At 73.9% G+C, this 19271-nt stretch carries 19 protein-coding genes; 5 read left to right on the top strand and 14 right to left on the bottom strand.

The genetic code is table 11. The features are described 5' to 3' along the window. Positions 1-20 precede the first annotated feature (20 nt). Positions 21-635 carry a MarC family protein gene (locus ACFWN3_RS15160; protein WP_377640964.1) on the bottom strand — a complete coding sequence of 205 codons (615 nt, stop codon included), beginning with the start codon at positions 633-635 and terminating at the stop codon, positions 21-23. Continuing rightward, on the bottom strand, positions 632-1480 hold the full coding sequence (locus ACFWN3_RS15155; protein ID WP_377640963.1) for a PHP domain-containing protein: 849 nt from the start codon (positions 1478-1480) through the stop codon (positions 632-634). The genes ACFWN3_RS15160 and ACFWN3_RS15155 overlap by 4 nt, the downstream gene beginning before the upstream one ends. A gap of 100 nt (positions 1481-1580) precedes the next feature. Here ACFWN3_RS15155 and ACFWN3_RS15150 point away from each other — a divergent pair, with 100 nt between their 5' ends. Next, positions 1581-2177, top strand: coding sequence for a SigE family RNA polymerase sigma factor (locus tag ACFWN3_RS15150; protein ID WP_377640961.1), 597 nt, complete (start codon positions 1581-1583; stop codon positions 2175-2177). After that, the gene (locus ACFWN3_RS15145; protein WP_377640959.1) at positions 2174-3286 is read left to right on the top strand and encodes a hypothetical protein; all 1113 of its coding nucleotides are present in this window, start codon (positions 2174-2176) and stop codon (positions 3284-3286) included. The genes ACFWN3_RS15150 and ACFWN3_RS15145 overlap by 4 nt, the downstream gene beginning before the upstream one ends. 12 nt (positions 3287-3298) lie before the next feature. Here the strand turns inward: ACFWN3_RS15145 and ACFWN3_RS15140 are convergent, their stop codons facing one another. Continuing rightward, positions 3299-3838, bottom strand: coding sequence for a MaoC family dehydratase (locus tag ACFWN3_RS15140; protein WP_377640957.1), 540 nt, complete (start codon positions 3836-3838; stop codon positions 3299-3301). Between the two features lie 180 nt (positions 3839-4018). Then, positions 4019-4945, bottom strand: coding sequence for a type IV toxin-antitoxin system AbiEi family antitoxin domain-containing protein (locus ACFWN3_RS15135; RefSeq protein ID WP_377640956.1), 927 nt, complete (start codon positions 4943-4945; stop codon positions 4019-4021). 267 nt (positions 4946-5212) lie between these two features. Here ACFWN3_RS15135 and glpK point away from each other — a divergent pair, with 267 nt between their 5' ends. Next, entirely contained in the window at positions 5213-6727 is a 1515-nt protein-coding gene (gene glpK / locus ACFWN3_RS15130) for a glycerol kinase GlpK (RefSeq protein ID WP_377640954.1), read from the top strand. A 22-nt stretch (positions 6728-6749) separates the two neighbouring features. Here glpK and ACFWN3_RS15125 read toward each other — a convergent pair whose 3' ends face one another. The 4 genes from ACFWN3_RS15125 to ACFWN3_RS15110 are packed head-to-tail and all read right to left on the bottom strand — an operon-like array spanning position 6750 to position 10175. Next, positions 6750-7622, bottom strand: a complete 873-nt coding sequence (locus tag ACFWN3_RS15125) for a serine hydrolase (RefSeq protein ID WP_377640952.1) — start codon at positions 7620-7622, stop codon at positions 6750-6752. After that, the gene (locus ACFWN3_RS15120; protein ID WP_377640950.1) at positions 7619-8629 is read right to left on the bottom strand and encodes a serine hydrolase; all 1011 of its coding nucleotides are present in this window, start codon (positions 8627-8629) and stop codon (positions 7619-7621) included. The genes ACFWN3_RS15125 and ACFWN3_RS15120 overlap by 4 nt, the downstream gene beginning before the upstream one ends. Continuing rightward, positions 8626-9687, bottom strand: coding sequence for a DUF2332 domain-containing protein (locus ACFWN3_RS15115; protein ID WP_377640948.1), 1062 nt, complete (start codon positions 9685-9687; stop codon positions 8626-8628). The genes ACFWN3_RS15120 and ACFWN3_RS15115 overlap by 4 nt, the downstream gene beginning before the upstream one ends. Continuing rightward, positions 9684-10175: a hypothetical protein gene (locus tag ACFWN3_RS15110; RefSeq protein ID WP_377640946.1), complete on the bottom strand. Its 492-nt coding sequence runs from the start codon at positions 10173-10175 to the stop codon at positions 9684-9686. Before ACFWN3_RS15110 ends, ACFWN3_RS15115 begins: the two co-directional genes overlap by 4 nt. Before the next feature lie 93 nt (positions 10176-10268). On the opposite strand from ACFWN3_RS15110, the gene ACFWN3_RS15105 reads away from it, so the two are divergent. After that, positions 10269-11777 (top strand): aminopeptidase P family protein, encoded by a 1509-nt coding sequence (locus ACFWN3_RS15105; protein WP_377640944.1) that lies wholly within the window; start codon positions 10269-10271, stop codon positions 11775-11777. Here ACFWN3_RS15105 and ACFWN3_RS15100 read toward each other — a convergent pair. Both ACFWN3_RS15100 and ACFWN3_RS15095 read right to left on the bottom strand, forming a co-directional pair. Continuing rightward, the gene (locus tag ACFWN3_RS15100; RefSeq protein WP_377640943.1) at positions 11761-12501 is read right to left on the bottom strand and encodes a PIG-L deacetylase family protein; all 741 of its coding nucleotides are present in this window, start codon (positions 12499-12501) and stop codon (positions 11761-11763) included. The genes ACFWN3_RS15105 and ACFWN3_RS15100 overlap by 17 nt on opposite strands. 32 nt (positions 12502-12533) lie before the next feature. After that, complete coding sequence (locus ACFWN3_RS15095) at positions 12534-13193, bottom strand: Crp/Fnr family transcriptional regulator (RefSeq protein WP_377640941.1); 660 nt, start codon at positions 13191-13193, stop codon at positions 12534-12536. A gap of 135 nt (positions 13194-13328) precedes the next feature. On the opposite strand from ACFWN3_RS15095, the gene ACFWN3_RS15090 reads away from it, so the two are divergent. Continuing rightward, a complete protein-coding gene (locus ACFWN3_RS15090; RefSeq protein ID WP_377640940.1) occupies positions 13329-13508 on the top strand; it encodes a hypothetical protein in 180 nt (59 codons plus the stop codon). A gap of 8 nt (positions 13509-13516) precedes the next feature. On the opposite strand, the gene ACFWN3_RS15085 is transcribed toward ACFWN3_RS15090, so the two are convergent. The 4 genes from ACFWN3_RS15085 to ACFWN3_RS15070 are packed head-to-tail and all read right to left on the bottom strand — an operon-like array spanning position 13517 to position 19246. Continuing rightward, positions 13517-15085, bottom strand: a complete 1569-nt coding sequence (locus tag ACFWN3_RS15085; protein WP_377640938.1) for a peptide ligase PGM1-related protein — start codon at positions 15083-15085, stop codon at positions 13517-13519. Next, complete coding sequence (locus tag ACFWN3_RS15080; protein ID WP_377640936.1) at positions 15082-16245, bottom strand: adenylate/guanylate cyclase domain-containing protein; 1164 nt, start codon at positions 16243-16245, stop codon at positions 15082-15084. The genes ACFWN3_RS15085 and ACFWN3_RS15080 overlap by 4 nt, the downstream gene beginning before the upstream one ends. Then, on the bottom strand, positions 16242-16625 hold the full coding sequence (locus ACFWN3_RS15075) for a response regulator (protein ID WP_377640934.1): 384 nt from the start codon (positions 16623-16625) through the stop codon (positions 16242-16244). Before ACFWN3_RS15075 ends, ACFWN3_RS15080 begins: the two co-directional genes overlap by 4 nt. Continuing rightward, on the bottom strand, positions 16622-19246 hold the full coding sequence (locus tag ACFWN3_RS15070; RefSeq protein WP_377640932.1) for a GAF domain-containing protein: 2625 nt from the start codon (positions 19244-19246) through the stop codon (positions 16622-16624). The genes ACFWN3_RS15075 and ACFWN3_RS15070 overlap by 4 nt, the downstream gene beginning before the upstream one ends. Positions 19247-19271: the final 25 nt, after the last annotated feature.

Genomic DNA, 19271 nt, shown 5'->3' with positions numbered 1-19271 from the left:
ACCGGGCCGCGCGTTCGTCGTCATCCCTCCCCGGCGGCGAACGCGCGGACCGCGTCGGCCACCATCTGCACGGCGATCGCCGAGAGCAGCAGGCCGGCGATCCGGCTCAGCAGCACGATGCCGCTGTCCTTGAGCACCCTGGCGAGCGGCGACGCGAACCGGAAGGTGAGGAAGACGACGAGCAGGGCTGCGACGAGGGCCGTCCCGACGGCGACCACCCCTCCGACGCCGTCGGCGCCCTGGACGGCGAGCATCGTCGCGACGATGGCGCCCGGGCCGGCCAGGAGGGGTGTGCCGAGCGGGACGAGCGCGACGTTGACGCCGGCGTCGGCGTGCTGCTCGGACTCCGCGCCGGTGAGCAGCTGGAGCGCGACGATGAGCAGCAGCAGGCCTCCGGACGCCTGGAGCGCCGGCAGCGAGATGTGCAGGTAGTCGAGGATCCGCTGGCCGAAGACGGCGAACGAGGCGATGACCCCGAGCGCGACGAGCGAGGCCCGCCGGGCCGCGGCCGCCTTCTGCGCGGGGGGCAGGGGACCGGTGAGCGCGAGGAAGATCGGGATCGCGCCGGGCGGGTCGAGGATGACGATGAGGGTGACGAAGGTCGAGGTGAACAGGGCGACGTCGAACCAGCTCACGGCCGGACCACCGGCGTCCCGGACGCCACGTCCTCGAGGGCGGCGAGCACGTCGGGGTCGGTCGTGAACTCCCCGAGCCGGTTGAGCTTGCCCTCGCCGTGGTAGTCGCTCGAGCCGGTGACGACGAGGCCGAGGGCGGCGGCCAGGTCGGTGAGGTGGCGCACGGCCTCGGGCGTGTGGTCGCGGTGGTGCACCTCGAGCCCGGTGAGCCCCGCGTCGACCATCTCCTCGATGACCTCGTCGGCGACGACCCGTCCCCGGGTGGCCGACCACGCGTGCGCGACGACCGCCGCTCCCCCGGCGGCCCGGACGACCTCGACGGCCCGGACGGGGTCGGGGGCGTAGTGCGAGACGTAGTACGGGCTGTCGTTGCCGAGGACCGTCGCGAACGCCTCGTCGCGGTGGGCGACGACGCCGGCGCGCACGAGGGCGTCGGCGATGTGCGGCCGGCCCGCCGTGGCTCCCGGCTCGACCTCGTCGCGGACCGACTCGACGGTGACGGGGAGGCCGTCGGCCGCCATCCGCGCGACCATCCGGTCGAGGCGGGTGTCCCTCGAGGTACGGGCCTGCTCGAGCTCGTCGGCGAGGTCGGGGTGCGTCGGGTCGGGCAGGTACGCGAGGAGGTGGATGCTCTGCCACCCGCGGGCGCACGACACCTCGATGCCGGGGACGAGGGTGAGGCCCAGGCGCCGGGCCGCGCTCGCGGCGTCGTCCCAGCCGATCGTCGTGTCGTGGTCGGTGAGCGCGACGGTGTCGAGCCCCGCCTCGGCGGCCCGCTCCATGACGACCGCGGGAGCCTCGGTCCCGTCGCTCGCCGTGGAGTGCGTGTGGAGGTCGATCGGCACCTCGCCAGCGTAGTGGTCGGAACTCGCGCCTCCCGGCGAGCAACCTTTCCGGCGGTCCTCGCGTAGTGCAGGGTGTGACCGACCAGAACCGGGGGGCGAGATGAGCACAACCGGCAAGAGCGAACGCGACGTGGCGTTCACGGCCTTCGTCGAGTCGGCCTCGCCGTCGCTCCTGCGCACGGCGTGGCTGCTGACGGGCGACCACCACGCGGCCCACGACCTCGTCCAGGCCGCGCTCGTGCGGACCTACGTCGCCTGGCCCCGGGTGCGCTCCGACTCGGCGCTCGCCTACGCCCGGCGCGTCCTCGTCAACGAGCGCACCGACCGGTGGCGCCGCCACGGCGCCGAGGTCGCCGTGTCCGAGCTGCCCGAGGCGGCGTCGTCCTCGGCGTCGGCCACGGCCGGGTCCGACGACCGCGACGCCGTCGTGCGCCTGCTGGCCCGGCTGCCCGAGCAGCAGCGGCGCGTCGTCGTCCTCCGGTACTACGTCGACCTCTCCGAGCAGGCGGTCGCCGACCTGCTCAACCTGTCCGTCGGCACGGTGAAGTCGACCGCGTCACGGGGCCTGGCGGCCCTGCGCGCCGAGCTCACCACCGCCGGGACCGCCTCCGGGAGCACCGCCGGCCACGCTGGCCCGGCAACCGCCGGCACGGCCACCACCACCGCCACCACCGCCATCGAAGGAGGCGTCCGATGACCCCCGACCTCATGGAGGAGCGCCTGCGCTCCGCGCTCCACGACGCGACGACCGCCCAGGACGGCGCGTACCTCGACCTCGACCCCTCGCTCGTCCTCGGACACGGACGGCGGGCGGTGCGCCGCCGCCGGATCGCGGCCGGGGCGTCGGTCGCGGCGGCCACGGTCGTCGTCGGCCTCGTCGGGTACTCGGCCCTCGGGACCGGTGTCGACCGCACCTCGACCCCTGCCGGCTCGACGGCGACGCGGGGCGCGGTGACCGCGGTCCTCGACACCTTCAGCGACCTGTCGGACAGCACGACGGGTGACACCCTGCCGATCCCCGGCCCTCGCCGGGTCGCGGTCACGGTCGACCCGACGGCCCGCCCCGACCTCGTCTTCTGGGACGTCGCCGACGACGGGTCCCGCCGGATGCTCGGCGGCTCCAGCCTCGACGGCGTCGACCCGCTCGGCGCGACGTGGGGCACGACCGGCGAGGGGTCGCACGTCGTCGTCGGGCTCGTCCCCGAGCAGGCCCGGGCGATCAGCCTCGTCACGCCGATCACCGACGAGGGCGGTGGCATGTCGACCTCCGTCGAGGAGGTCGTCCCCGGTACCGGTCGTAAGGCCTTCGGCACCCGCTTCTCGGACGCCGCCGAGGCCGCCGCCGTCAGCCACGTCCTGTGGTGGGGGGCCGACGGCTCGGTGCACGACGAGTCCGGGGCCCTCGTCCCCTCGGTCTCGCTCGGCGACGCCGACGACACCACGGTCTACGTCGCCCCGTCGTTCGACCGGATGGGGACCTTCGCCCGCGAGGGCGGTGGCTCGGCGATGACCCTGGACGCCTCGAGGAACAGCTCGGGCCGCCCCGTCATCTCGATGGCCCGCGGCGAGACCGGGGCGCTCACCGGCCTGTTCGTGGCGGTCGTCCCCGACGGGACGACCCCCGGCGCCATGGCCCCCGTCGCGGGGACGACCGTGACCGAGCCGCCGACGGTGGTCGACCTGCCCGGCTCCGACCGGTCGGTCCTCTGGGCCACGTTCACGGCCACGAGGAGCGCGCCCGGGTCGGGCTACTCCTCGGTGACGTGGACCGAGCCCGGTGGCCGCGTCGTCACCGAGCGGCCCTGACGCGCCGCATTCTCAGGAGGGGGTGGCGCCGGTGCCCGGCCAGTTGCGGTCGGGCGCCGGCGTCGGGCGTCCGGGCTGCTCGCCGCCGCGGGCGTCGAGGTAGGACTGCTTCGGGACCATGACCTTGCGCCGGAAGACGCAGACGACCTTCCCGTCCTGGTTGTAGCCGATCGTCTCGACGTGGACCACGCCCCGGTCGTCCTTGCTCGTGCTCTCGCGCTTGTCGAGGACGGTCGTCTCGCCGTAGAGGGTGTCGCCGTGGAAGGTCGGGGCCACGTGGCGCAGGCTCTCGACCTCGAGGTTGGCGATCGCCTTGCCGCTGACGTCGGCGACCGACATCCCGAGCAGGAGGGAGTAGACGTAGTTGCCGACGACGACGTTGCGCCCGAACTGCGTGGTCTCCTCGGCGTAGTGGGCGTCGAGGTGCAGGGGGTGGTGGTTCATCGTCAGCAGGCAGAACAGGTGGTCGTCGTACTCGGTGACCGTCTTGCCCGGCCAGTGCTTGTAGGTGGCCCCGACCTCGAACTCCTCGTAGCTCCGCCCGAACTGCACGTGTCACTCCTTCGATCGACGACTGGCTGCCATCCTCCCGCGCCGACCCCGCCCCCGTGAACGCCCCGCAGCGTGCCCTTCCCCACACCCCGGCTCGACGGTCACCGAACCTCCGGCTTGTCGCCCGATATCGGGTGACACGGGCGGAGGTTCGGTGACATTCGGCCGTCCGATCGCCGATCAGGCCGGGCGACGGAGGGCCGCTCGAGCAAGGGCCGCACGGATCCGCCGGAACACCTCGGCCGGGTCGTCGAGGTCGGACCACACCAGGCGGACGACCTCGAACCCCAGCTCGACGAGCCGGGACTCTCGCCGCTTCTCGGCGACCAGCGCCTCACGACCGTCGGCGCCGCCGTACTTCACCGCCCCGTCGAACTCGACGACCACCAGGCCTTCGACGAGGAAGTCGACGCGCCCGACGAACTCGCCCAGGGCGTCGCGGACCGCCACCTGTGACCGCACGGCGAGCCCGAGGTCGACGAGGAGCAACCGCGTGAGGGTCTCTCCCACCGACTCGCACGCCGCGTCGACCATCGCGACGGCCTGCCGGGCTGCACGGCCGTACCGCAGGGGCAACGATGCGGCGGCGTGCCCCAGCTCGGGCAACGAGCACTGTCGCCGGAGCAGCGCTGCATCCATCGCCACGACTCCGGACGCCGCCCCGCTCGTCGCGGCGACCTGCACGAGGGCCGTGCTGACACCGACGGCTCGCCAGCCATCGACCTCCTCGACCCTGACCCCGCCGTCAGGATGGGTCGTGACGCCGGCCTTCGTGCGATGCCGAGGGACGTCGGCCACGAGGTCGATGGTGCCGAGGTCGACCCGATGGAGCGGCAGCCCGTGCAGCGCCAGGGCCGCCTGGTGGCTGGCGGCGACCTCCGTGCCTCGCGCCCGGAGCACGGCCTTGACCCTCAGCGCGAAGGCCTGTTCGGGCGACACCCGGCGCAGGGCGTCGCTGACGATGAAGGTGCCACGGCGGACACGGACGACCTCGCCGCGCTGGACGAGCCGGTCGACCTCCTGGTCGTCGACGCCCACCTGGTGTGCGTCGCCCGAGCAGAAGATCCCGCCCAAGGAGGCGGCGAGGGTGCGGAGGCGGTCGTCCATGTCCAGAGCCTGCGGGCTCGGGGGCACGCCGTCGCTGACGAACCCGCGCCTGTGGACGCACCGGCACCGACAGGCAGCCTGTGGATGACCACCCCCGGAGCCGGCCCAATGCCACCGAACCTCCGCGAATGTCACCCGATATCGGGCGCCAAACCGGAGGTTCGGTGACATTCGGCAGTGAGGGGGCGCGGGCGGATCCCCCGCCTTCACTCCGGCAGCGGCTCTCGGGGTGTCGGGCGCTTCGGCGGCGCGCCTAGGCTGCGGGTCATGGGTGACTTCATCGGCGCGGTCGACCAGGGGACGACGAGCACGCGGTTCATCGTGTTCGACCACGACGGGCTCCCCGTCGCGAGCCACCAGCTCGAGCACGAGCAGGTCCTCCCCCGCGCCGGCTGGGTCGAGCACAACCCGCTCGAGATCTGGGACCGCACCCAGACCGTCATCGGGAGCGCCCTCACGACCGCGGGCCTGACCGGGGCCGACCTGCACGCCATCGGCATCACGAACCAGCGCGAGACCGCGATCGTGTGGGACCGTCGCACCGGCCGCCCCTACTACAACGCCGTCGTCTGGCAGGACACCCGCACCGACTCCATCGCCAAGGCCCTCGACGCCGACGGCCGCGGCGACGTCATCCGCCACACGGCCGGGCTCCCCCCGGCGACCTACTTCTCGGCCGGCAAGGTCCAGTGGATCCTCGAGAACGTCGAGGGGGTGCGCGCGGCCGCCGAGCGCGGCGACGCCCTCTTCGGCACGCCCGACACCTGGGTCGTCTGGAACCTCACGGGCGGCCCCGACGGCGGGCTGCACGTCACCGACGTCACGAACGCCAGCCGCACGATGCTCATGGACCTCACGACCCTCGACTGGGACGACGAGCTCCTCGGCTTCTTCGACATCCCCCGCCGGATGCTCCCGAGCATCCACCCGAGCAGCCACCCCGAGGCCTTCGGCGCCACCGTCGCCGGCCGCGGCCGCACGTCCGTCCCGATCGCCGGCGTCCTCGGCGACCAGCAGGCCGCCACGGTGGGACAGGTCTGCTTCGAGGTGGGCGAGGCCAAGAACACCTACGGCACGGGCAACTTCCTCCTCCTCAACACCGGCGAGGAGCTCGTCCGCAGCACGAACGGCCTGCTCACCACGGTCGCCTACCAGCTCGGCGACGCCAGGCCCGTCTACGCCCTCGAGGGCTCGATCGCCGTCACGGGCAGCGCGGTGCAGTGGCTGCGCGACCAGCTCGGCATCATCAGCGGCGCCTCGGAGGTCGAGACCCTCGCCGCGTCGGTCGAGGACACCGGCGGCGTCTACTTCGTCCCCGCGTTCAGCGGCCTGTTCGCCCCCTACTGGCGCAGCGACGCCCGCGGCGCCATCGTCGGGCTCAGCCGCTTCAACACCAACGCCCACCTGGCCCGGGCCACCCTCGAGGCGATCTGCTACCAGTCCCGCGACGTCGTCGACGCGATGGCGGCCGACTCGGGCGTCGCGCTCACCTGCCTCAAGGTCGACGGCGGCATCACGGCGAACCGGCTCTGCATGCAGCTGCAGGCCGACGTCCTCGGGGTCCCCGTCTCCAAGCCCACCGTCCCCGAGACCACGGCCCTGGGCGCCGCCTACGCCGCCGGCCTCGCGACCGGGTTCTGGCAGGACACCGACGAGCTGCGCGCCAAGTGGTCGGAGGACGAGCGCTGGGAGCCGCGCTGGAGCGAGGAGCAGCGCCGCGACGGCTACGCCGGCTGGCGCAAGGCCGTCGAGCGCACCCTCGACTGGGTGGACGTCGAGTAGGTCCGGTACGGCAGGGGCGGACTCAGCGCAGCGGGACGTCGAGCGCGTCGAACACGATGCGCGACAACCGGTTCACGGTCGTCTGGCCGTAGGAGTACCCGTTCGACGACCGCGACAGGAACGACATCTGGTAGCTGCGGCCACGACCCGAGACGAACCCGACGCCGTTGAGCCGGTAGCCGTCGGACCGCGGGCCCCACCCGTTCTTCAGCTCGACGTGGACGTCGCTCGGCAGCCCGTCGCCGAGGCCCCACGTCTGGGTCGACGTCACGTTCGCCATCAGCTCGCGGACGTACGCGCGACGACCGGGCGACAGGTAGGTGCCGAGGACGACCTGGTTCATCATCTGCACGAGGTCGCGGGTCGTCGAGGTCGAGTGCCCCCACCACGAGCTCGACCGGAACGAGGTCCCCCCGAGGACGACGGTGCTGGACATCCCCAGCTGGTCGGCGACGATGCGGCACCGCCGGAGGGTGGCCTGGGTGAGGAGGGTGTTCGTCGCGTCGTTGTCGGAGAAGCGGATCATCCGCGACGCGAGCGACTTCTGCGTCGAGGTCAGCGCCCGGCCGCGGTCCTGCGCGATCTTGAGCGTCGTGATGAGGATGAGCACCTTGATCGTGCTGTGCGTCTGCTGGGTTCGGGGCCGCCAGTGGAAGTACGACCCGTCGCGGTTGTCGCGGACGGTGAGACCGGCCGCCCCGGCGCGCGTGGCCATGTACTGGTCGAGGGCCGCCGTCAGCTGCGCCCGGGTGTCGACCCCCGCGGCCCGCGCCGACGGCGCCGCCAGGCCCAGGGCTCCGAGGGCGCCGAGCGCCAGGCCCGCCGACCCCCCGACGACGAGCTCGCGCCGGCCCGGCCCGCGCAGGCCGTGGACCCCGTCGGTCACGTTCGTCATGCCAGCTCCTCCCCGAGCGCGTCGTGGCACAGACGCGCGACGGACGAGATCGTCTCACGGCCGTGGCGGAAGCCGCGAGGGCTCGTCGACAGGATGCCGAGGACGTACTCGCGACCCTCGCCGCTGACCCAGCCGGTGGAGTTGAGGTGGTAGCCGTCGGGCAGCGGGCCCCAGCCGTTCTTGCCCGCGACGTGGACGTCCTTCTCCTCGGGGGCGAAGACACCCCAGCGCTGCTCGTCGACGACGTCGGCCATCATGAACCGCACGGTCGCCCGGCGTGCGCCGTCGAGGACGGTGTCGTCGGACAGCACCGCCGACACCATGGTGTCGAGGTCGCCCGGCACGGTCCGCCAGTGGCCCCACCAGCCCGCGTCGATCTCGGTGTCCTTCATCCCGACGAGACCGGCGACCCGCTTCACCTCGGCGCGGCCGACCTGGGCGAGCAGCGTCTCGGTGGCGGCGTTGTCGCTGCGGGTGATCATCCGCTCGGCGAGCTCGCGCTGGCGCTCGGTCAGCTGCTTGCCGTCCTCCTGCCCCAGCCGCAGCACGGTCGTGAGGATGAGGACCTTGATCGTCGAGTAGCACAGGCCCTCCTTCGCCCGGAAGCGGAAGACCTGACCACGCTCGAGGTCGACGAGCTGGAGGCCGAGCGTGCCACCGCGACCGTCGAGGTAGTCGTCGAGCCGTCCCGCGAGCCGGGGGGCCTCGACGAGCGTGCGCTCCCCCGCGGCGACGACCGAGGGTGACGGCGACGGCGAGGCAGAGGCGGCGACCGAGGCGGTGGCGGAGGGCGACGCGCTCGACGAGGGCGTCGCCCGGGCGGCCCCCGTTGCGGGGGCGTCGTCGGTGACGAGCTCGCGGACGCCCACCCCGAGCGCCCCGAGACCGAGGAGGGCGCCGCCTCCGACGACGAGGCGGCGCCGGGCGATGACGGCGGGCGAGGGCCGGCGCTGCCGGTGGAGGTCGGCGCGGCGTCGCGGGTCGCGGGGACGGGGTGGCTCGGTCATCGGGTCCAGCGTACGGGCGGCCCGTGGTGGTCGGTCTCGGCGACCACGACGCCGTCGACGGCCACCTGGGGCATGCCGACGGGCGCCCCGGGCCCCTCCGGCAACGGGTGCTCGAGGCTGATGTGCGCCAGTGGCACCCGGGCCCGCGCCTCGGCGACCGCGGCCTCCATCGCGGCGGTCTCCTCGGCCGGCCAGTACATGCGGGTCACCGAGTGCCACACGACGGTGAGGACGCCGTCGTCGACCGGCCGCGCCAGCTGCTGGGCTACCCAGGCCGAGGCGGCCGCCCGGTCGAGGGGCGCCGCCACCTCGCGGGCGACGGCGAGGGCGCCGGCCAGCCGTTCGTGGCGCTCGAGGTGCCAGGGCCAGACGAACGACGTGAGGTAGGCCGCTCCCTCGGGCGTCGTGGGGTCGACGGGCGCGACGTCGCAGCCGCGCCGCTCGACGACCTCGAACGGCTCGGGCTCGAACCCCGGTGCGCCGCAGCCCTCGACGACGAACGGGGACGCCTCGGGTCCGGCAGCCCAGCCGTCACCGACGAACCGGTACCGGTCGACGAGGAGCCCCAGCCCCGCCGACGCCCCGGGCTCGAGGAGGCGGACCCGGTGCAGCCCGGAGCGCCGGACCGCCTCGGCCAGCCCGACGAGGAGGCCGACGGTGCGCGCGGGCTCGTTCGTCTGCGGCGCCTCGCGCAGGGACTCGCGGAGCTCGTCGACGTGCGCGGCCATGAGGGGGCGCACGGCCGCCCAGGCCTCCTCCGGGTCGTGGTCGCCACCGAGGCAGGGGTAGAAGCCCACGAGCTGTGGCGCGTCTCCCCGCAGGACGATGCGGAACAGCCCGGCGAGGAGGCGCAGCTGCGGGAACTGGCGGGCGGGCGCGTCCTCCCAGCCCTCGAGGAGCTCGTGGGTGAGCCCGCCGACCTCCCAGTCGTCGGCCATCTCGGCGAGGAGGACGCCGTAGAGGTGGTCGCGGTGGCCGAAGTGCGCGCGCAGCAGGTCGGCGAGCGTCTCGCCGCTCCCGGCGGCCCCGCCCGCCTCGGCGCCCGCGACGGCGCTCACGGCAGGATCGGGACCCCGGACAGCAGGCCCCCGAGCCGGCCGTCGTCGTCGGTCGACGTCGCGGTGCTCGACGGCGAGGGCGAGGGGGTGGGCCGGCCGGGCTTGCGGGTGCTCGCGGGTGCCGGCGTCCCCCTGCCCTTCGAGGTCGGCGACGTCGTGGGGGCCGGGGCCTCGGAGGTCCCCGGGGTCTCGCCGGCGTCGGGGGTGACCGTCGGGGCGGCGCCGCGCGGGGTGCCCCGCGAGGCGGTGCCCTCATCGGTGCGGGCGCGGGTGGCGTCCTCGCTCGGCGTGGGCGCGGGGGTCGCCGGTGTCGTCACGGCGACGGACGAGGGCTCCGGAGCGGCCCGCAGCGTCGGAGGCCGGTCCAGGGCGTGGGTGCCGAGCTCGGGGGAGAAACCCACGACGAGGCCGGTCGCGGTCAGGAGTCCTGCGGCCGCACCGGTGACCACGAGGGGTCCCCGGCGGCGCGGTGCGGTGTGCCTGCCCATCCCTCCACCTTCCCAAGACCCCTCCGTGGTCGCAAACCCGCAGGACAACGCCGTGGCGCGGCTCACACCTGCCCCCCGTGGCAGCATGGCCGGGTGAGTGAAGAGCAGAAGCAGGCCGACAACCGCGCCCGGGCCACCACCGACGAGTTCCGCGCCTTCGTGCGCGAGGACTGGGCCCCGCGCGTCCCCACCGCCACCGAGCAGGCCCCCGCCGCCGCCTGGGCCGCCCAGCGGCGCGCCGTGCTGAGCGCCGCCTACCCCCGGCAGCGCCTCGTCGTCCCGGCCGGCGGCCTCAAGGTCCGCAGCAACGACACCGACTACGTCTTCCGCCCACACACGGCCTTCGCCTGGCTCACCGGGCTCGGCGCCGACCGCGAGCCCGACGCCGTCCTCGTCCTCGAGCCGGTCACCGGCGACGACGGCGAGGGCGCGGGCCACGAGGCCGTCCTCTACTTCCGCCCCCTCGCCGACCGCGACACCGACGAGTTCTTCGCGGACGCGCGCTACGGCGAGTTCTGGGTCGGAGCACGTCCCACCATCGAGGACCTCGAGCTCGAGCTCGGCCTCACGGCGCGGCACATCGACGAGCTCGACGCCGCCGTCTCCAAGGACGCCGGCGAGGTCACCGTCCGCGTCGTGCGCGACGCCGACCGCGAGCTCACGGCGCGCCTCGACACCGCCCGGGTCGAGAACGGCGCCGCCGAGGAGACCCTCGTCGAGGCCGACGACGCCCTCGCGCACGACCTGTCCGTGCTGCGCCTCGTCAAGGACGAGTACGAGGTCGAGCAGATGCGTGCCGCCGTCGCCGGGACCAAGGTCGGCTTCGAGGCGATGATCGCCGCCCTGCCCGAGGCCGTCGGCGCGGAGCGGGGCGAGCGCTGGCTCGAGGGCACCTTCGGCCTGCACGCGCGCCACCAGGGCAACGGGGTCGGCTACGACTCGATCTGTGCCGCGGGCGACCACGCGAACACCCTGCACTGGGTGAAGAACACGGGCGAGGTCCGCGAGGGCGAGCTCGTCCTCATCGACGCCGGCGTCGAGGTCGACAGCCTCTACACGGCCGACATCACCCGCACCCTGCCCGTCGACGGGACCTTCACCGAGGCCCAGCGCGAGGTCTACGACGCCGTCTTCGCGGCCCAGGAGGCCGGCATCGCCGCCGTGCGGCCCGGGAACAGGTTCTCGGACGTGCACGCCGCCGCGATCCGGGTCATCGCCGAGCACCTGCACGGCTGGGGGCTCCTCCCCGAGGGCGTCTCGGTCGAGGACACCCTCGACAAGGAGCACGGGCAGTACCACCGGCGGTGGATGGTCCACGGCACCTCGCACCACCTGGGCCTCGACGTCCACGACTGCGCCCTCGCCACCCGCGAGGAGTACATGGACGCCGAGCTGAAGCCGGGCATGGTCCTCACGGTCGAGCCCGGCCTCTACTTCAAGGCCGACGACCTCAAGGCGCCGGAACGCTTCCGCGGCATCGGGATCCGCATCGAGGACGACGTCGTCGTCACCGACGACGGCTGCGAGAACCTCTCGGCCGCGATGCCGCGCAGCGCCGACGACGTCGAGGCGTGGATCGCCGGGCTCAGCCGCGGCGAATGACCTCGAAGAGGGCGGCGTGCTCGACGCCCACCGCCTTCCCACCCCCGCCGAGGATCATGCCGAGCAGCTCGCGCGGGGCCGGGAAGTCGGCGGGCAGCACGGAGTTGTAGGCCTCGTGCGCCTCGAGGGAGTGCACGCTCGCCTCGAAGTGCTCCCCGGACACGTCGACCCAGTGCGTCGGGTCCGGTGACCCCGCGACGGCGATCGCCGTGACGCCGCCCCACGGCTCGAGACCCTCGGCGTCGAGGTCGCGGTGCAGCCAGCGGTTGCCCGCGTCGGCGACGGCGTCGAGGGTGGCGAGACCCACCGCGCGGTGGTCGGCCTGGTTGATCATCCCGCCGCCGAAGCGCAGGCCCCACGTGCCCGCGACGACGAGGTCGGGCCGCGTCCGGCGGATGGCCCGGGTGATGTCGCGACGCAGCGCGACGCCGTACTCGATGGCGCCGTCGGGGTGGTCGCCGAAGTCGACCTCGTCGACGCCGACGCGCCGGGCGCTCTCGCGCTCCTCTGCCTCGCGGACCGACCCCGCCTCGGCGGGGTCCATCGTGTCGATGCCGGCCTCACCACGGGTGAGGAGGAAGTAGCGCACCGTGGTTCCCTCGCCCACCCACCGGTGCACCGCGGCAGCGGTGCCGTACTCGATGTCGTCGGGATGGGCGACGACGCACAGGATCGACGAGAAGGTGTTGTCGAGGGGTTCGAGGGCGGGTGCCGGCTGCTCCATCCGCCGACGATAGCGGAGGGCCCGGCGCCCGGTCAGCCTCTCGCGCGCCGGGCCAGCGCCGCCCGGTCGAGCACCGCGACGGCACCACGGCGCAGCTCGACGACGCCGTCGTCCTCGAGCCGGCGCAGGACGCGGTTCGTCACCGGGCGGGACGCTCCGGCCAGCTCGCCGATCTCGGACTGGGTCAGCGGCAGCAGCGTCGGCCCGTGCGTGCCGCCGTCGTACGCGCGGCACAGCGCGTCGAGACGTCGGACCACGCGGTGCTCCACCGGCACGTGGAGGGCCTCGAGCAGGTGGTCCGACAGCCGGCGGACCCGGTGGGCGAGCAGCTCGAGGAGGAACCGGTCGACGGCCGCGTCGTCGCGGCGCAGCCGGTCGAGCTCGCCGAAGGCGATCGTCATGGTCACCGTCGGCTCCAGGGCCACGACGGTCGTCGTGCGCCGCGCCTCCGACGACAGCATCGCCATCTCCCCCACGAGCTCTCCCGGGCCGACGACGGCGAGGATCACCGTGTCACCGGCCGGGGTCCCCCTGCGCACCGCCGCCCGGCCCTCGGCGACGAGGTGCACCGTCTCGGCGAGGTCACCCTCGTGGAAGACCACCTCGCCCCGGGCGTAGCGGCGCCGGACCGACGCCGCGAGGACCGCTCGTCGGGACGCCTCGGGGAGGGCTGCGAGCAGTCCCGGGTCCATCCCGCAAGTGCAGCACGGGCCGCCCCGGTGTGTCACCACGCGCACACGGCACGTGTCCGCGGCCGCACGGACGCCGGGCGCCCGGGGCGGCAGCGTTGGCGGCACCAGCAGCAGCGCACCGAAGGAGCCGTCGCCATGAGAACCCGTCACCTCCACGACACCGCCCACCACCACCCGTCCGTCCACCGGGTCCGCGACCGCTGGGTCTGGGAGTGCCGGTGCGGCGGGTCCTCCTGCCGGACCTCCCCGACCTCGCGTCCGTGGCGGGAGGTCGTCATCGAGGCGCTGCTCCACTCGGGGACGCTCGCCCCGTGACGGGCGGCTCAGACCGGCAGCGTGACGTCGCGCAGGGCGTTCGAGGCCTCCTCGAGCAGCAGCCGCTCCGCCTCCTCGTAGAGCGCCTGCGCCCCGGCGGCCGTCGTCCCGATCGCCGTCATCCCGAGCCGGCCGTGCGTCGTCAGGGCACTCATCATGTGGAAGACGACCCCGGTCTGGCGGGAGGGGTCGAAGTGCAGGCGCGAGCGGGCCACGAGGTCGAACAGGTCGGTCAGGCGCAGTCCCCGCAGGCGCGGGTCCTCGAGGTGGTCGGTGGCGACGAGGTGCCGCTCCGCTCCGGCCGGGGTGCGGAAGGTGCTGTCGGCCGGGTCGTACCGTCCGTCGGTGAGGAACTGGAGGGTGAGGAAGGGGTGGGTGGTCCCGCCCTTGCGGATGTTGACCTCGATGGCGTGCGCCTCCCACTCCTGGCCCTGGCGGACGGTGACGAAGTCGACGGCGAACCGGCCGAGGACGCCCTCGTCGGCGAGGACCGCGCCGATCTGCTGCGCCGCCGCCGTGATGAGCGCCGCGTAGGCCGGGTCCGCCGGGAACCGGCAGCCGAGGTAGGTCTGGCCGCTCGGGCCGCCGAGGAGCTGGTCGTGCGTCGAGAGCACCTCGACCGCGCCGAGGGGCGTGACCCACAGCTGCACGCTGGGGCTGCGCATCTCGTCGCCGGTGACCCGCTCCTCGACGATGCCGCCCCGCTGGTCGAGCTTGCCGAGGAAGGTGTCGACGTCGATCCGCTCGTCCTCGAGCGCCATGCCCTCCATCCGCTCGCGCACCGCGTCCGTGTGGCCCGGCGCCCCGGGCGCGGGCACACCGGTGAGGTCGACCACCGCGTTGCCCTTGCCCGAGACGCCCTCGTTCAGCTTGACCATGGCCTCCCCCGCGCCCGACCGGTGGAGGTCGAGCAGGGCGCCGAGGACGTCCTCGCGCGTGTGCAGGTCCTCGTGCCCCGCCGGGTGGCGCACCCCGGCCCGGGCGAACACTCGCCGGCACCCGGTCTTCGTCCCGAGCTCGAACAGGCGCGGGTCCGCCCCGTACATCGGGATGCCGAGCACGATCGCGAGGTCACGTTCGCGCATCGTGGTCGTGTACGGGATGAGGTGCGAGAGAGCGGGTTCCGGCACGAGGTCGCGGATCTGCTCGAGGAGCCGCGGCCGCGCGAGCAGCTTCTCGGTGAGCGACTCGGGGCCGCCGTCGCCGACCGACACGAGGTGCAGGCGCGAGCGGACGTGGCTGGGGATGACCCCCGGCAGCAGCGACAGGTAGTACTCGACGACCATCGGGTCGATCGGCTGCGACGTCACGTAGACCATCCGCAGCCGGGGCTGGCGGAGCAGGAGCAGGAGGAAGAGGAACCGCTCCTCGAGGGCCTGGCTCAGCGTCCCCGGGTTGGTGACGACCCGGTCGACGGACATCGACGGGACGACGACGACCGACTCGCGGGGGTCGTCGCGCCGCATGCCGCGCCACACGTCGGGGAGACGGGCCTGCAACCGGTCGAACTCGGCCTCCCGGGCGTGCTCGTCGAGCGTGCCCAGGACGCGGACGGACTGCTCGGTGTCACTGGTCATCGTGCTGCCTCCGGTCTGACGAGGTCGACGTCGACGATCTCGTGGACGTCGACGATCCGGCTGATCCCCTTGAGGTCGACCGGTCCCAGCTCGCGGCTGAGCACCGGCCCCTCGACCCCGTCGAGCACGCGCTGGGTGACGAGCACCTGGCCCGGACCGGCCATCGCGCACAGGCGGGCCGCGAGGTTGGTGACCGTGCCGATCGCCGCGTAGTCGTACCGCCCGGGGAACCCCACCCGGCCGAGCGTGGCGTAGCCCTGGGCGATGCCGACGCCGAACCCCAGCTCGTGGCCCTGGCGTCGCCAGGCGAGGGCGAGGCGCTCGACCGCCGTCCGCATCTCGACCGCCATCCGCACGGCCCGGTCGGGGGCGTCCCGGCACGGCACGGGGTCGTTGAAGAAGACGAGCACGCCGTCCCCGGCGAAGTGCTCGAGCGTGCCCTCGTAGCGGAACACGAGCTCGCCGAGGGCCGCGTGGTAGTCGCGCAGGACGTCCATCGTCTCCTCGGGCTCGGCCCGCTCCGCGAACGGGGTGAACCCGCGCAGGTCGGTGAACACCGTGACGATCTCGCGCCGGTGGCTGCGCAGGAACGACTCGTCCCCCCCGTCGACGACGAGCCGGGCGACCTGCGGGGAGAGGAAGCGGCGCAGGCGGCCGAGCCGCTCCAGCTCGCCGACCTGCTCCGCGACCCGGGCCTCGAGCTGCTCGTTCCACTCCGCGAGCGCCTGCGCCTGGGCGACGACCGTGTCGTGGTACTGCTTGATCCGCACGAGGGAGCGCACCCGCGCCAGGAGCTCGGCCTGGTCGAAGGGCTTGGTCACGAAGTCGTCGGCGCCGGCCTCGGTGGCCCGGACCTTCTCCGCCGCGCCGCTCGCCGTCACCATGACCACCGGGACGAACTCGGTCCGCGGGTCGCCGCGGATCCGGCGGCAGGTCTCGTACCCGTCGAGCCCCGGCATCATGACGTCGAGCAGGACGACGTCCGGGAGGGGGTCGTCCGCGAGGAGCGCGAGGGCCTCCTCGCCCGAGGCCGCGCAGCGGACCTCGAACCCGCGGGGGGAGAGCACGGCGTCGAGCAGCCGGAGGTTCTGGGGCACGTCGTCGACGACGAGCACGGCCGCCGTGGTGGCGGCGCGCGCGGCCCCGGCCTCGGCCGTCACGGCGCACCCCCTCGTCGGGCGTGGAGCCGGACCTGCTCCGGGAAGTCGCGCACGCTGATCGGCTTCTCGATGAACCCGTCGAAGCCGGCGTCGAGGGCGCGTGCCCGGTCGGCGGCCATCGCCAGCGCGCTGACCGCGACGACCGGCACGTCCGCGGTCCGGGGGTCGGCCCGTAGCCGCGAGAGGGTCGTGTGGCCGTCGATGCCGGGCAGCTGGAGGTCCATGAGGACGACGTCCGGACAGACGCGGTCGACCACGGCGAGGGCCTCCTCCCCGGTGGTCACCGCGACGACGGCGAGGCCGGCGAACTCGAGGACGTCGCGCGCCAGCTTGAGGTTGCGCGGGTTGTCCTCGACGAGGAGCACCGTGACCCGGCTCATCCCTCCCCACCGCCCCGACGCCCCGCCGTGGCCACCCGCGACAGGCGCCCCGCGAGCCAGTCGAGCTCGAGGGCCCCCTTGGACGCGACGAACTCGATGCGCCCCCGGAGCCGCTCGCGATCGGTCGTCGTCAGCGTCTTCGAGGTGAGGACGACGACCGGGGTCGCCGCGTGGGCCGGGTCGGCCCGGAGCATGTCGACGACCGCGAACCCGTCGACCCCCGGCATGAGCAGGTCGACGAGGACCACCGACGGCGACGCCGCTCGCACCACGTCGAGGGCGTCGGCACCCCGGTCCGTCGTCGTGACGGTCCAGCCGTGCGGCTCGAGGGTGGCCCGGACGAGCTCGAGGGCGACCGGGTCGTCGTCGATGACGACGACGCTGCGCCGCCCGCTGTCGTGCTCGACCCCGTCGGAGACGGCCCGCCACACCGCGCCGAGCAGCTCCTCACGACGCACCGGCTTGACGAGGTAGTCGGCGGCACCGAGCGCGAAGCCGCGGCCCCGTTCGGGCAGCACCGAGACGACGACGACCGGGGTCTCGGCGAGCTCGGGGTCGCCCTTGATGGCGGCGAGCACGTCCCACCCGTCCATGCCCGGCAGGTGGATGTCGAGGACGACGGCGGTCGGGCGCAGGGCTCGCACCGCGGCGAGGCCCTCCTCCCCGCTCGGCACCGGCACCGGGCGCAGCCCGGCCGCGCCGAGATGCACCTGGACCAGCTCGGACGAGCTGGGGTCGTCCTCGATGACGACGACGGTGGGGCGGGCGTCCTCGACGGACGGCACGTAGTCGGTCGGCGCCACGGGCACCCGGTCGTGGGGCTGGTTCGGGAAGGTCACCCCGAAGGTGCTCCCCACGCCGACCTCGCTCGCCAGCCAGACCCGTCCTCCGTGGAGCTCGACGATCCGCCGGGTCAGGGTCAGGCCCAGGCCGGTCCCCTCGACCTGCGAGGTCGACCGGGAGCCCTGCTGGAAGGAGTCGAAGATCCGCTCCCGCTCGTCCTCGGCGATGCCCACGCCCGTGTCCGTCACGGTGAGGACCAGGTCGGAGCCGTCGCGGGTCGCGGTGACGGTGACGCTGCCTCCCGCGGGCGTGAACTTCACGGCGTTGCCGACGAGGTTGACCAGCACCTGCTTGAACCTCAGCTCGTCGGCGCGCACGAGTCCGGGCGCGCTCGACAGGTCGCTGACGAGCTCGAGCCCGGACTGCTGGGCGCGCTCGCGCAGCAGCGCGAGGACGCCGTGGACCGCGTCGGCCACGGGGAAGGTGCTCTGCTCGATCTCCATGCGGCCCGCCTCGACCTTCGACAGGTCGAGGACGTCGTTGAGCAGGTCGAGGAGGTGGCGCCCGGCGTCGAGGATGTCGCGGACGTAGTCGGCCTGCCGCTCGTTGAGGTCGCCGAACATCCGCTCGAGGAGGACCTCCGAGAACCCGATGACGGCGTTGAGCGGGGTCCGCAGCTCGTGCGACATGCTCGCGAGGAACTCCGACTTGTGGCGGCTCGTCTCCTCGAGCTCGCGCCGCTGCTGCTCGAGCTGCTGATAGAGCCGCACGTTGGTCAGCGCCACCGCCGACTGCACCGCGAAGGCCGTGAGCATCTCGCACGTCTCGTCGCTGAAGGCCCCCGTCGTGAGCCGGCGCACGACGAGGACCCCGACGATGCGGTCGGGACGGGTGAGGGGGACGGCGACGAGGGAGCGCCACCCGGCGGCGAAGAGGACCTCGAGGTGGGGGTCGCGCGCGACCTCCGCCAGGTCCGGCACCTGGACCGGGGACCCGTCGAGCGCCGCCCGCCCGACGAGGGTCTCGTCGAGGTGGATGCGCACGGCCTGGAGCCGGGACAGCACCTCGGGCTGGGTCCCCCACGCGGTGCGGACCCGGAAGAGCCGTGTCGCCTCGTCGTAGTCCATGAGCGAGCCGCCGTCGGCGCCGGCGAGCGACACGGCGTGCTCGACGATCGTCGTGAGGACCTCGTCGTGGTCCAGGCTGAGGGAGCTGATGGCCGTGCCGATCTCGGCGAGCGCCTCCATCTCCTCGACCTTGCGGGTCAGGCCGGCCCGCTGCTCCTGCAGGGCCGAGAAGAGCTGGCCGGTCCGCACGGCAAGGGCGGCCTGGGCCGCGAAGGTCGTAAGGAGGCGGGCGATGTCGTCGTCGAAGGGGCGGACGTGGGTGCGCCACACGAGCAGGACCCCGACGACCTCGTCGTCGACGACCATGGGGGCCCCCATCATCGAGCGGTACCGCCCGCGCCGCTGGAACTCGGGCAGGTTGTAGTCGGGGTCGGCGAGGACGTCGGCGATCTGTCGGGTGGTCCGGTCGAGGGCGACCCGGCCGATGAGGCTGGACCGGTTCCCGGGCACCGGGTGGTCGACGGCGAAGGCGATGTACTCGGGGTCGTGCCCGGTGAAGCTGGCCAGGCGGAAGCCGTCGCCCTCGGCGAGGCTGATCTGCGCGACGTCGGCGTCGCAGAGCCGGCGGGCGTTCTCGACGACGGCCTGGAAGACGTCCTCCTCCGACGAGGACGCCCGGGCCAGGACGGAGAGGACCTCGCTGGAGGCCACGAGCTGGTCCCTCGCCTCCGCGAGGCGCGCGGCGAGGGCCGCCGGGTCGTCCGCCGTCACCGCCCGGCCTGGAGCATCAGGATCG

It is taken from the genome of Oryzobacter terrae (assembly GCF_042756445.1).
Classification (GTDB): Bacteria; Actinomycetota; Actinomycetes; order Actinomycetales; family Dermatophilaceae; genus Oryzobacter; species Oryzobacter terrae.
The sequence above is the reverse complement of the archived record's forward strand: the minus strand, read 5'-3'. Positions and strand labels throughout refer to the sequence as shown.

Excerpts from the sequence above, each read along its gene's own strand:
- ACFWN3_RS15150 (WP_377640961.1), top strand. The coding sequence starts at position 1,581 with ATGAGCACAACCGGCAAGAGCGAACGCGACGTGGCGTTCACGGCCTTC.
- ACFWN3_RS15145 (WP_377640959.1), top strand. The coding sequence starts at position 2,174 with ATGACCCCCGACCTCATGGAGGAGCGCCTGCGCTCCGCGCTCCACGAC.
- ACFWN3_RS15135 (WP_377640956.1), bottom strand. The coding sequence starts at position 4,945 with ATGGACGACCGCCTCCGCACCCTCGCCGCCTCCTTGGGCGGGATCTTC.
- glpK (WP_377640954.1), top strand. The coding sequence starts at position 5,213 with ATGGGTGACTTCATCGGCGCGGTCGACCAGGGGACGACGAGCACGCGG.
- ACFWN3_RS15125 (WP_377640952.1), bottom strand. The coding sequence starts at position 7,622 with ATGACGAACGTGACCGACGGGGTCCACGGCCTGCGCGGGCCGGGCCGG.
- ACFWN3_RS15120 (WP_377640950.1), bottom strand. The coding sequence starts at position 8,629 with ATGACCGAGCCACCCCGTCCCCGCGACCCGCGACGCCGCGCCGACCTC.
- ACFWN3_RS15110 (WP_377640946.1), bottom strand. The coding sequence starts at position 10,175 with ATGGGCAGGCACACCGCACCGCGCCGCCGGGGACCCCTCGTGGTCACC.
- ACFWN3_RS15100 (WP_377640943.1), bottom strand. The coding sequence starts at position 12,501 with ATGGAGCAGCCGGCACCCGCCCTCGAACCCCTCGACAACACCTTCTCG.
- ACFWN3_RS15095 (WP_377640941.1), bottom strand. The coding sequence starts at position 13,193 with ATGGACCCGGGACTGCTCGCAGCCCTCCCCGAGGCGTCCCGACGAGCG.
- ACFWN3_RS15090 (WP_377640940.1), top strand. The coding sequence starts at position 13,329 with ATGAGAACCCGTCACCTCCACGACACCGCCCACCACCACCCGTCCGTC.
- ACFWN3_RS15085 (WP_377640938.1), bottom strand. The coding sequence starts at position 15,085 with ATGACCAGTGACACCGAGCAGTCCGTCCGCGTCCTGGGCACGCTCGAC.
- ACFWN3_RS15075 (WP_377640934.1), bottom strand. The coding sequence starts at position 16,625 with ATGAGCCGGGTCACGGTGCTCCTCGTCGAGGACAACCCGCGCAACCTC.